Here is an 11,840-nt window from a genome sequence, read left to right on the forward strand (position 1 = left end):
ATGACTCAATTTAATCAATTAGTTAATAAAAACAAAATAATCTATTTAATCTCAAGTAAATGTAAGCTACTGTCATTTTTATTTAAAATAAACAGGCTGAAAATGAGAAATTCTACAGCCTCGTTATGAAACTAAACTGCATTAATGTTTAGCATCCAATTTGCAAGAGGCATGTATGGCAAGAAGTTACCCTTTTGAATGGGACAAATTTTGTAAAATTCACAAAAAATACGGTGGTTTTACACATTATAATTTGAATGCAGGTGTGACGATTGGTGATCTTAATCGTTTTGCTGCTCGTTATGCATTAGCCAAAGATTTTAATGGTATTGATATCAGCCACTCTACACTTGATACAAGGTCTGGGTATGAGGCTTTGATGAGATCTCTTTTTGTATGGAGCGTAGCTGAAAGCTATCATAAGCTTTTACCATCAAGTGTTGGCGGTAAATATGCTTTTCTGCAATACGATACATTGGAGAAAAGTAATCTTCGTGTTCAATTAGATGCAACTGGCACGGATATGATCAGTTTCTACACTTATATATCTGCTAGCAATAATTTAGATTCTGCGCATTCCAGCAACGTTAATGATTTTTTAGCTGGTAACGACTACAACCCAACTAGGTTGTTGTCTTGTATTAGGCATGTGTTTGGTCATGGTGAACTTTCTGCAAATGTTAACGGAGTAAAGCCAAAATCAATTGAGACTATTACTACAATATTGAAGAACTTAGTATTAAATAAAGTTGATTTGCATTTTATTGCTTTAGTTAAAACTCATCCCGACTATACAAAAGTGTAGTTTCATAACAAAGAGAATCAATCGGGTCAAGTCTTGCCTTTTGCCTCTAACCAGCAATAAAGCTTAAGCTATAAAATAAAACGCTAACGACCATAACCTTAGCACTTTTTATCTTCTTTCATTTGCCAGTCAACTAATATTGATAATGTACCTTGTCCACCGAATTCAAGCGGTGCTTGATGAAATACTAAAATATCAGGATGTGGCGCTAACCATAACGGTACTTGTCTTTTAATATTCGTTTACCATTCCGTGAATAACACTACAGCAATATAAGCTTTCTTTTTTACAGTACTAAGATAAAAAACTGAAAGAGTGACCATATATGTCCAATAATTTCTTTCTCATATAGAAATAGAAAGTAATGGACAGTCATAAACTTTGGCGACTAATATTTTCTGTTCTATCTTTTAGTCATGTAGTTTTTTACATGCAGTAAATACTTGGCATCCTTAAAATTAAATTGCCAACCATTACTTCCTCATTTCAACGTATTACCTGCTTAGGAGGCCTTATCAATATTCAACGCTTTTCAACTTTAACAAACATATCTGCGCATACTATTCGCTATTATGAAAAAATTGGGGTGTTAAAGCACATTGCAAGAAATGCCAATGGACACCGTTTTTTTACTTCAAAGGATATCGATTGGATTCAATTTGTTAAACGCTTAAAAGAGATGGGCATGCCGCTAGATAATATAAAGCTTTACGCCGATTTAAGAGAGCAAGGAGAATCTACCGCAGAGCAGAGAAAACAGTTGTTGCAAGATCATGCTGTGCTCTTAGAAGAGAAAATAGTCTTAGAAGCGTTACACCTTAAAAAGATAAAAGAAAAAATTATCTACTATGAAAACGTTATTAATAAAAATTAAAGGGTTGACTTAGAGCTTACTCTAAGGATTACGCTGTTGTTCATCGCATTAATGAATAGAGGCTAATATGACTACTTTAAATGAACGTTATGAAACAGGATTAAAAAATTTAAAAATCATTGATAAAGAGGCCGGTGAAAAGGTCGTTGAGAGCTTAATTGATTGCTCGCCAGACTTAGTCAAATATATTATCGAATATGGATTTGGTGATGTTTATAACCGAACTGAGTTGGTACTTAAGTCGAAAGAGCTAACCGTAGTGGCTGCACTAACTGCGATGGGAAATGCAGCACCGCAATTAAAAGTACATATTCACGGCGCATTGAACGTAGGCGCTAATATTGCTGAAATCCAAGAAGTAATATTACAAATGTCTAGCTATGCAGGCTTCCCAAGTGCGATTAATGGTATGTTAGCCTTAAAAGACGTGGTGGCAGAGCGTAAACTCGAAGGCAAGCAAGATGAAGCAGGGGTTATGCATTCTTCTTCTACGCCTAAAGGTGTTTCCCGTTATGCGCTAGGAGCACAAACTCTCAATACGTTGCACGCTAATCAAGTTGAAAACCTAGAATCTACGTTTAAAGACATTTCACCTGATCTCGCTAGGTTGGTCATTGAATATGGTTTTTCTGATATTTTCTCAAGACCTGCTTTAGATATTAAGCACAGAGAAATGGCGACTATTGCTGCGTTAACGGCCATGGGAACGGCAACACCACAGCTTAAGTTTCATATTAAAGCGGCTTTAAATATAGGGGTTAGCCAGGCAGAAATAAGAGAAATAATGATTTTGATGAGTATTTATTGTGGATTCCCCGCTGCTATTAATGGCACCTTGGCATTAAAAGGCGTTATTAATGAAAGTGATGTGAAGTAATTCGACAATCACTTGTTGGATAACTTGTACTAGTTGTTATTTTTAAAGCCTCGATTCAGTATATGAGGCTTTTTATAGCCAGTAACTTAATAACTTAATAACTTAATACCTTAATACCTTCATAATGAGCTAATACGAAGGAGTTAACGCTGGTTTTGTCGTTGAGCAATGCACCTTATTTTTCTTTTTAGCCTTTTTAGCGTGATACATTATTTCATCTGACTCTGTAATTAGTTCGTCTGATGTAATATTTCTATTACTCGTGTAGGTGGTTATTCCGTAACTAAAGTTTAAAGAGAATGGTTTGTTATCTGAGGCGCTTGCGTTTTCTAACGCTATTTCTACTCTGGCGATCACTTGCTCAGCTTGCTCGATTGAGCATTGGCTTAATACTAATAATAGTTCATCTCCTCCCAATCTAATCGCCGCGTCGCCACTTCTGATAATATCGTTAAGTGCATTCGAGGCCGTTTGTATTAACCAATCTCCTTCTGCATGACCGAACTTATCATTTACATATTTTAAACCGTCTATATCAATAAAGCAGACCGATAAAGTGCTGTGGTTTACATCAACTTTTTGCATCTCTTTGTTCAAGAAAATTAACCCTGTCCGACGATTTAATAACCCGGTCATATCATCAAAAGAAGCGTAATGAAAAAGCTCTTGTTGTGCTTTTTTAAGCTCGCTAATGTTGGTTATACCAATCACCGCCGTTGGTTTTCCATTAAAAATAATACTGCGTACTGATATCAGTGTTTCGTTAACGCTGCCTTGTGTATTCAAAATAACAATTTCATATTCATTGAGGTTCGAACCATTTTTAAGCTTTTCAATGAAGACTTTGTTATTTTCAAAACTGACATCTAAATATTCCTCTAAATGTGCTTTTTGTGTTTGGCCAAAAGGGTCTCCAATTAATGAGATGGCCTTTTCATTGACTTGTACTATTGATAAATCAGTAGGATCAACTAATAACATTGAAATAGGACTTGCGGCGAATAGGTTCTCTAGATCGTGTTTATTTTTAGTTAATGTATTGAGGCTTTTTCGTAGGCTATGTGCAGCAGGCGTGAAAATAAATAAAAACTCTAAAAGAAGTATTATCAAGGTTGCTACCATTAATATTATTTCAATTCTTTCTGCCGAGGTGACTTTAGCATTCGCTTCTTTTGCATACTGAAATACGATTTTATTCATAATCGTTAAAAATTCATTTTCATTCAGGGTGATATTTTTTATGTGTTTTTTTAGCTGAGTTGAGTCGGTGGTACTTATTATAATATTTGATGAGTTTAGGATGGTCTTAAAGTGCGGGGTTATTTGCGTAAATAACTCTTTTATCGGTTGGCTATTATCTCCGGGTAAATTTAAGCTTTCATTTCCATTTAATAACCCTAAATGAGACTTTTCCCATAACGTCTTTGTCTGATCAAGCTCGACCCGAGAGAGTGATGCTTTTTGCTCAGATTCTGCTGTTAAGATGTAATAACTTAATTTTGTTATTTTTTGGCTTAGCATTCGTTGCCTACCAGCAATATTAATGACATTTGAGTCGTATTGTTGCGCTGCTAATAAAGATTGCATAGTGAGTTGTGAGATGACAATTAAAATAGCAATAACTGATAAGGCGATTGTATAACGCCATTTTAGTTTTCTTACTGAGGTTGTTGCAATATTGTCGTCCGTCATTGTCGATTGCATTATCTTTCTCTTTGGTTATAGATCCATTTATAGTCGATCTATTGTTAACTTCATCCTTGAGCTCACAAACTAGCTAATATCAGATAATAATTGATAAGTTATCCTACATTATTACTTTAAGGCATCAAAGTTGTTATTTATAAAGAGGTATATTCCGCTGATGTTATTGAAAGTAAATATAAAGTTCATTTATGCGCGTTACCGTTCAAGGTGTTTGGTTCAGTCGTCACCTTGGGCTTTAATCAAGGCGCAACACGATGACAATGAGGGGCCCTTATTGAAGGTTGCAACGTAAAGTTGGTTTTCAAGCTAACGGGTATATATATTTTATTAAACGGGTAATAAACGATGTCAAATAAAGCACAAACAGAAGATATAAAACGCTCTCAACAAAAAACACACGCTGCAATAAGGCGTCTTGAGCGCTTTAGTAAAATGACTGATAGTAGTATTCGTATTCCTTTTACTCAATTTAATATTGGGGTCGACGCTATTATAGGGGTAGTGCCTGTTGTTGGTGATGCTGCTGGATTTATTTTATCAAGTTATGTCTTGCTAGAAGCACAACGGATGGGAGTGAGTAAACGTATCAAGCTGAAAATGATAGGTAATATGTTAATTGATTTTTTAGGTGGTTTGATTCCATTGGTTGGTGATGTGTTCGACGCCTTTTTTAAAGCAAATACACGTAATACCAACCTATTAAAAGACTATCTCCTTAAACAGGAAGGGAGTGAGTAAAATCATGACGTTAATATATACCCGTCACCATTCAAGATGCAAAAATCAACAAGTCGTAAGGTAAACAGATTCTAGGCATAAAGGTAAAGATCTAACGGGTTACATCGACACTTTCTAACAACGAAGGGGATTACTTCAGTATTTGCCCTACGGATCGAAAACTCGAAAACTAATGCTGCGTTGTAACCTTGGATAAGGAATCACCATTGTTATCATGTTACGTCTTGTCTGGTGTCGGCATTAGCAACTGAATAGTGCATCTTGGTTGGTAACGGGGATAGTGATTATTTAGCATTTTAAAATGGATGTTTATCGATAAACATTATGTAGCTGTACTATTATGTGACAAGAAAAATATTTACCAACACAATTATTTACCAATACAATTATTTATCAATGCAATTATTTACCAGCATAATTAAGAGAGGCATTTTTATGAAATTAACCCTTTATCATATGGGGCACTGTCCATACTGTAAACGAGTGATTAAAGTTATTCAGAGTCGCCACATTGGTGTTACTTATAAAGATTTGGATGTGCATGATAAGTTAAGAAAAGAGCTCATGGCGGGGGGCGGTAAAGTACAAGTACCTTGTTTACTGATGACAGAAAAGGGTAAACGCGATCAATGGTTATATGAGTCTCAAGATATTATTCATTTTTTGAAACAACATTATTAACTACTTAGTTGAAGTGAGTGTGCTTTTGTCATGCTCTGTTATCAGGGAGCCATGTTCTATTATTTGATTTCAATTATTGGGTTTTATTAAGGGATTGAAGCTTATCGCTGACGATTAGGCCATGGAATTTTTTTGCTAAGTATAGAGAAACTAAATTATTTTAATTATTTTAATTATTTTAATTACGTCTAAGTAAATCAACATTAATATTGAGAGAGTGAATAAACTTTATATTATTGCTCTTGTGTCCTAAGTTATGCCTCAGATAATTTAATACCACTTAATTAACATTTATGTATGCCTGTTACTACTCATATACAAAATTAGAAAGCTGATCAGCGAGCCGCTTTTTAATGTATAGATGAAGTTTTATATTAACCATTTTAGACTACTAAATTAGTTAATAACAATGTTTAGGTGTGCTTGTGTACCAAATAACCTGTCAATAACTAGTCTGTTTAGTTAGATGGCTTTATCCGAACTGCGTCGCATAAATTATATTGTATTGAAGAGGGATATTTAATATTTGTCATTTTATGATGTTGTCCTAAACTAGCCTCTAAACTGAGCTGACACCATCATACTTTGGGTAACATTGATAAACCCACTGAGTATTGAAATAACTTGAAATAACCAATGGATTTTGAATGACAATCAACAAACAACTCACGATTCTAATGCTGCTTATTTCACTATTTTCTCTCATTGTTGTAGCCTGCGCCTTTAAAATTTCAGATGCTGCAAGATTCCATCAACTTAATAGCCAACACTTTAATTACATCATCGAACTCAATGACCTCATTGCCCGTTATCCTAACACCGTTCCAGACACTAACGTTCTTAAAAACGTTATAAAAAAAATTCAAGATCAGCCTGAAGCTTGCGTTGCATTGCCTAGCAGGATTGACCACCTTTTGATGAGAATGATTAATGCTGAAAGTATCATCGGCATTTGTAAAAAGGATATTAAAATAGCTGATGATTTGTTAGACAGTATTCAGTTGTTTGAGCAGGGCTTGATCTCGCAATCTGTAATGAAAATGGAGCTTAATGTAGGTTATAAAAAATTTAGACTTAACTCTATCGAGTTTATTGGACCGGTCAATAAACTCAGTAACTTTATTGTCAAAACCTCAACGATGATGACCGTTATATTATCGATTGTTCTTTTTCTAATGGCATTTACTATTACTAAAGCTATTAGAACAGTCGTTAAAAGAATGCAAGAAACAAAAGATAAACTCGTTATTAGCGAAGAAAAAAATAAACAGCTTGCTCATAAAGACACCTTAACTGGGTTGCCTAATCGAAATGCGTTAGACAAAGCAATCAATAAAAATATTTTGATGCCCGATAATGATAAGTTTGCAGTTTTCTTTATTGACCTAGACCGCTTTAAAGATGTGAATGATACAAAAGGGCATGCTCAAGGTGACAAGTTATTGAATATTATAGCTAGTCGGTTAGGTAATACGATCAGAGATAATGATTCTGTATTCAGGTTTGGAGGTGATGAATTTGTCGCTATTATCAATTTCTCTACTGCTAATAGTAATAAAGTTAGAGACATTGCTGAAAAACTGATCAAGGTGATTGCTGACCCTATTTCTTTAGATAATACAGAGATCTATGTTACTGCAAGCATTGGTATTTCAACTTATCCAAAGAATGCAAAAGATGCCGAGAGTCTCGTTAAATTTGCTGATACGGCAATGTATAAAGCTAAAAAAGAGGGTAAAAATCAGTATCTATTTTATCAAGATATCTTTAGTAAAGATCATACACGTCGTTTATCTTATGAATCACAATTACGGACAGCTATCGAGAAAGACCAACTGAATATTGTGTATCAGCCTGTCGTTAATTTAAATAATTTTGCCACTCAAGGCACAGAAGCTTTACTACGTTGGCAGCTAAACGAAGAAACGATAATTTCTCCTGATATTTTTATTCCTATTGCTGAGTATTCAGGGCAGATTATGGAGATAGGAGAATGGGTATTAAGGAATGCTTGCCAACAGAATAAGTTATGGCGAGAGAGCGGAGCTAGTAAGTTAAATATTGCAGTGAACGTATCACCTTACCAGTTATTCAACCCAAACTTTCCTAAGTTAGTTCAAAAAATACTGGCTGAATTTGATATTCCACCACAGTGTTTAGATCTCGAAATTACAGAAAGTATGACGGTTTCTGATAATGATGTTTTTTTGAAAACACTAAATGAGCTTTCTGAGATGGGTGTTCGGTTGTTAATGGATGATTTTGGAACGGGTTATTCTTGTTTGAGTTATTTAAGACAACTTCCTTTTGATGTACTAAAAATCGATAAAAGCTTCGTCAGTAATTACGATACGATCGCCTCAACTATTATTGCCATGGGCAAGCAACTAGACATGAAAATTATTGCAGAAGGGGTAGAAACTCAAAGTAACTTGAATATTCTGAAGCAACAGCAGTGCGATTTTTCACAAGGTTATTTTTTCCAACGTCCCGTTTCAGCTGAACAACTCGACATATTTAAAATCTATAACAATATTAAAAGTGATCAATGATCTTATAAGTATTCGATAACATTATAAGTATTCGATAATACGCATGATTGAATTTGTTAAAGCAAAAAACAGAAGTACTGCAGAAGTACTGCAGAAGTACTGGACAGACATAAACTTTACTGATGATTATTCACACACTTCTTTTAAAAATGCTTACATTTTGCATTTGGAGGTGAGGTAGTTTGTTATAGCTCGATCACACTTATCACAAGTCTCTTTATCTCATGGAACCGAACAGCTATTAATTTAAACTCATAACGTAAAAAATATGGAGCAACCATCAGTTTTTACTATTAAAAATGATTTTATTACGACCAACGAATGGTTGCCTACAACTTACTCTCTCAGGCTCAATCTTCCTCAAAAATAATGTGTGCCACCGCACCGACGAATCATTTATCTTAGGATATAGTCACGTCATTAGAGGCATCTTGGTCTGTGGAATACAGTATTAAAATCAGGTAGATAAAAACCGTTAAGTCTTTGCTTTGAATATTAATGGAGCGGAAAACGTGTATTAAAGAGATGGATGAACAGAAAAAGATAATCTAATAACTAACGTATTTATTATTTTTAAATTCAAACTCAATTTTCGGAGAAAACTGATGGAAATGAATATCTCAAATCAAAACAAACTGGGCCCAGCTAACTTTATGCAATTGGAAATGAGTATAGAAAAAGGTGAAACGTCGTCAGTAAAAAAAATGTTATCTGGGTTATCTATGCGTGAGCCTGAAAAAAATTATCTTATTGATGTCGCTAAGATGAATAATCAATTATCGATTATGGGGTTACTTAAAAATGCTCCCGTAAGAAACTTTATGGAAATATAGGTTCTAAAAAGTGAGCGCTTGCTTGTTAGCCGCCTTAGTATGAATGAATGCTGAGGCGGCACACTTACTCTCCTTGGTTGAAAAAGGTTTTTTATTTTTAGGTTTTTTCAATAACGTGTTGGACATTCCGCAAATTAAAGGATCGTTAATCATATATTTTGATTTGGCGTAAACTTATTGCAGTTGAACTGTCTACAAGGTTGATTTTTGTTCGGATAAAAGAGTATGTTGGGTCTCTAGCATAAGGCACGTAAGGTTAATCAACCTTACTGCGTTTATTAAAGAGGCACCATCACTATGTCAATCATATCAGACCACAATATCTCTTCGAATATCTCTTCGAATATCATTACACCTTTAAAAAATCATTTGTTATCTGCCTTACTTATTACTGAATATGAGCGCCTATTTCCTTTTTTAGCATTAGTGAAATTAGAATTAAACGATGTAATTTATGAGTCAGGGAGTAAACTTCTTCATGTGTACTTTCCCGTTGATGCGATCATCTCTTTATCTTATGTCATGGAATCTGGTTCATCCGCAGAAATATCGATAGTGGGGAACGAAGGGGTTATTGGCACTGCTTTGTTCATGGGAGGTGAAAGTACTGTTAGCAGAGCCGTGGTAAAAAGTGCAGGATATGCTTATCGCATAAATGGCTATTATTTTATGGAAGAATTTAAGCGCCATGGAAATTTTTTATCATTGATGCTTCGTTATGCACAAGCTATTATTACTCAAATATCACAGACGGCGGTATGCAATCGTTACCATACTATTAAGCAGCAATTATGCCGTTTACTTCTGTTATCACTTGATCGCCTACCCGATAATAAAATTGAGATGACGCAAGATCTTATTGCGAATATGTTAGGTGTGCGTCGAGAAGGTGTTACGGAGGCTGCTGGAAAATTACATAAGCTAGGCGTGATTAATTATCATCGTGGACACATTATTGTTTTAGATAGACAGAAGCTCGAAAATTTAAGTTGTGAATGTTATAGCGTCGTCAAGAAAGAAACTGATCGTTTGTTACTGGATGTTAGCATTCCAAACTAACCTACTAAAATAAGGAGAAGAATCATTCGCCTCAAGTATTGCCTTTAATCAGTAATAAAGTTTAAGCTATAAAATAAACGAGCTAAGATCCATATCCATATCAATAATCTTAACGTTTTCTCTCTTCTTTCATTTGCCAATCAGCCAATTCAACTAATACCGATAATGCACCTTGTCCACCGAACTCAAGTGGTGCTTGATGAAATGCTAAAATGTCAGGATGTTGCGCTAACCATAAAGGCACTTGTTTTTTTAATATATGTTTACCCATTCCGTGAATAACACTACAGCAATATAAGCCTTCTTTTTTGCAACAACTAATCAATGCAGCAAGCTCATTTTTTGCTTCTTGTTGGGTTAAACCATGTAAATCTAGAATGATCTCTGGAGTGAAATCACCGCGGCGTAATTGCTTAACTAAGTATTTTTGTGCATCGCTTCGGCTATAACGTACAGGGCCATCTTCGGGTAAGTGCGGTTCGTATGCATCTGAGAAGTGGCTTTGCTCAAAGTTTTGTTCACGTTTTTCTTTAATGACCGATTTATTCTTGATGTTTCTCGGTGGCAGTTTTATGGTATCCTGTTGCAATTTTTTGATACCAGCAAATTCTGCGCTAAACAGCGAAAAATCATCATCTTTAGTTTTATCGGTCATGGTTTTTCCAAAGCTAGGTAGTTGAATGTGCGAAGTTTACCCTAAGTGGAGAATAAATTGGATACGATTTTTAGTGATGAAGCGATTGACGAGTTAGTCACGATTCAAGATGTGGTACGTTGGGCGGTGACTGAGTTTAATCGTGCAGGGTTATTTTTTGGCCACGGCACTGATAATGCTTGGGATGAAGCAGTGCAATTGATATTGCCTTCACTGAACCTTGAGTTACAAAGTAATATTATGATTTTACAATCACGTTTAACCAAACGTGAGCGTCAAATGTTAGTTGAATTAGTTGTGATTCGTATTGAACAACGTATTCCTGTTCCTTATTTAACTAATAGTGCATGGTTTGCAGGGTTAGAGTTTTATGTTGATGAACGGACATTAGTGCCTCGTTCTCCTATTGCTGAACTAATCGAAGCCAAATTTGAACCTTGGGTAAAAACACCACCAAAACGTATTTTAGATTTATGTACTGGTAGCGGTTGTATTGCCATTGCTTGTGCTTATGCTTTCCCTGATGCAGAAGTTGATGCGGTTGATTTGTCTGAAGAGGCGTTAGAAGTCGCCGATATCAATATTCAAAATCATGGTGTGTCACAACAAGTATTCCCAATTCAATCTGACCTATTTAGTGGTATTGAAAATGAGAAATACGACCTAATTGTGTCTAACCCGCCTTATGTTGATGCGGAAGATATGGCAAACTTACCAGATGAATATAAACATGAGCCAGAGTTGGGCCTTGCATGTGGTAATGACGGACTGGATCTAGTGAGAGAAATGTTACGTCAAGCTAGCTCAATGTTGAATGATGAAGGTGTGTTATTTGTTGAAGTTGGTAATTCACAAGTTCATTTACAAGCTGCATACCCTGAAATTCCATTCCAATGGATTGAGTTTTCAATCGGTGGACATGGCGTATTTGTGTTAACTAAAGCGCAACTTGATACTATTAAAATCTAATAGAGCCTTTAAGAAAAGAATAAAGTTAAGTTTCATTCTATGAAGCATTGAAACTTAAAAGAACAAATTAACTGAAAAGGATGAGTAAAA

The 11,840-nt window shown here is 35.1% G+C and carries 11 protein-coding genes and 1 pseudogene; 10 read left to right on the forward strand and 2 right to left on the reverse strand.

Features of this window, described 5'->3' with window-relative positions:
• Positions 1-175 precede the first annotated feature (175 nt).
• The 4 genes and pseudogenes from SP041_RS18220 to SP041_RS21270 all read left to right on the forward strand — a co-directional run bounded on the left by SP041_RS18220 (position 176) and on the right by SP041_RS21270 (position 2,556).
• A complete protein-coding gene (locus tag SP041_RS18220; protein ID WP_025565700.1) occupies positions 176-805 on the forward strand; it encodes a hypothetical protein in 630 nt (209 codons plus the stop codon).
• A 463-nt stretch (positions 806-1,268) separates the two neighbouring features.
• The gene (locus SP041_RS18230; RefSeq protein ID WP_240791502.1) at positions 1,269-1,679 is read left to right on the forward strand and encodes a MerR family transcriptional regulator; all 411 of its coding nucleotides are present in this window, start codon (positions 1,269-1,271) and stop codon (positions 1,677-1,679) included.
• A 67-nt stretch (positions 1,680-1,746) separates the two neighbouring features.
• Positions 1,747-2,127, forward strand: a pseudogene (locus SP041_RS21265) (carboxymuconolactone decarboxylase family protein); the annotation flags it as partial.
• Between the two features lie 27 nt (positions 2,128-2,154).
• Positions 2,155-2,556: a carboxymuconolactone decarboxylase family protein gene (locus SP041_RS21270; RefSeq protein ID WP_240791505.1), complete on the forward strand. Its 402-nt coding sequence runs from the start codon at positions 2,155-2,157 to the stop codon at positions 2,554-2,556.
• Between the two features lie 129 nt (positions 2,557-2,685).
• Here the strand turns inward: SP041_RS21270 and SP041_RS18240 are convergent, their stop codons facing one another.
• The gene (locus tag SP041_RS18240) at positions 2,686-4,260 is read right to left on the reverse strand and encodes a diguanylate cyclase (protein ID WP_025565703.1); all 1,575 of its coding nucleotides are present in this window, start codon (positions 4,258-4,260) and stop codon (positions 2,686-2,688) included.
• 348 nt (positions 4,261-4,608) lie between these two features.
• Between SP041_RS18240 and SP041_RS18245 the strand changes: the two genes are divergently transcribed.
• The 5 genes from SP041_RS18245 to SP041_RS18265 all read left to right on the forward strand — a co-directional run bounded on the left by SP041_RS18245 (position 4,609) and on the right by SP041_RS18265 (position 10,126).
• Entirely contained in the window at positions 4,609-5,001 is a 393-nt protein-coding gene (locus SP041_RS18245; protein ID WP_051368635.1) for a DUF4112 domain-containing protein, read from the forward strand.
• Between the two features lie 435 nt (positions 5,002-5,436).
• Positions 5,437-5,682, forward strand: a complete 246-nt coding sequence (locus SP041_RS18250; RefSeq protein ID WP_051368390.1) for a glutaredoxin — start codon at positions 5,437-5,439, stop codon at positions 5,680-5,682.
• A 647-nt stretch (positions 5,683-6,329) separates the two neighbouring features.
• Positions 6,330-8,234 (forward strand): EAL domain-containing protein, encoded by a 1,905-nt coding sequence (locus tag SP041_RS18255; protein ID WP_025562409.1) that lies wholly within the window; start codon positions 6,330-6,332, stop codon positions 8,232-8,234.
• 605 nt (positions 8,235-8,839) lie between these two features.
• Positions 8,840-9,067 (forward strand): hypothetical protein, encoded by a 228-nt coding sequence (locus SP041_RS18260; protein ID WP_025562410.1) that lies wholly within the window; start codon positions 8,840-8,842, stop codon positions 9,065-9,067.
• A gap of 297 nt (positions 9,068-9,364) precedes the next feature.
• Complete coding sequence (locus tag SP041_RS18265) at positions 9,365-10,126, forward strand: Crp/Fnr family transcriptional regulator (protein ID WP_025562411.1); 762 nt, start codon at positions 9,365-9,367, stop codon at positions 10,124-10,126.
• 109 nt (positions 10,127-10,235) lie between these two features.
• On the opposite strand, the gene smrB is transcribed toward SP041_RS18265, so the two are convergent.
• A complete protein-coding gene (gene smrB / locus SP041_RS18270; RefSeq protein ID WP_025562412.1) occupies positions 10,236-10,781 on the reverse strand; it encodes an endonuclease SmrB in 546 nt (181 codons plus the stop codon).
• Between the two features lie 57 nt (positions 10,782-10,838).
• Between smrB and prmB the strand changes: the two genes are divergently transcribed.
• On the forward strand, positions 10,839-11,750 hold the full coding sequence (gene prmB / locus SP041_RS18275) for a 50S ribosomal protein L3 N(5)-glutamine methyltransferase (RefSeq protein ID WP_025562414.1): 912 nt from the start codon (positions 10,839-10,841) through the stop codon (positions 11,748-11,750).
• The last annotated feature ends 90 nt before the right edge of the window (positions 11,751-11,840 follow it).

It is taken from the genome of Psychromonas sp. SP041 (assembly GCF_000470315.2).
Classification (GTDB): Bacteria; Pseudomonadota; Gammaproteobacteria; order Enterobacterales; family Psychromonadaceae; genus Psychromonas.

Excerpts from the sequence above, each read along its gene's own strand:
- SP041_RS18220 (WP_025565700.1), top strand. The coding sequence starts at position 176 with ATGGCAAGAAGTTACCCTTTTGAATGGGACAAATTTTGTAAAATTCAC.
- SP041_RS21270 (WP_240791505.1), top strand. The coding sequence starts at position 2,155 with ATGCATTCTTCTTCTACGCCTAAAGGTGTTTCCCGTTATGCGCTAGGA.
- SP041_RS18240 (WP_025565703.1), bottom strand. The coding sequence starts at position 4,260 with ATGCAATCGACAATGACGGACGACAATATTGCAACAACCTCAGTAAGA.
- SP041_RS18245 (WP_051368635.1), top strand. The coding sequence starts at position 4,609 with ATGTCAAATAAAGCACAAACAGAAGATATAAAACGCTCTCAACAAAAA.
- SP041_RS18250 (WP_051368390.1), top strand. The coding sequence starts at position 5,437 with ATGAAATTAACCCTTTATCATATGGGGCACTGTCCATACTGTAAACGA.
- SP041_RS18255 (WP_025562409.1), top strand. The coding sequence starts at position 6,330 with ATGACAATCAACAAACAACTCACGATTCTAATGCTGCTTATTTCACTA.
- SP041_RS18260 (WP_025562410.1), top strand. The coding sequence starts at position 8,840 with ATGGAAATGAATATCTCAAATCAAAACAAACTGGGCCCAGCTAACTTT.
- SP041_RS18265 (WP_025562411.1), top strand. The coding sequence starts at position 9,365 with ATGTCAATCATATCAGACCACAATATCTCTTCGAATATCTCTTCGAAT.
- smrB (WP_025562412.1), bottom strand. The coding sequence starts at position 10,781 with ATGACCGATAAAACTAAAGATGATGATTTTTCGCTGTTTAGCGCAGAA.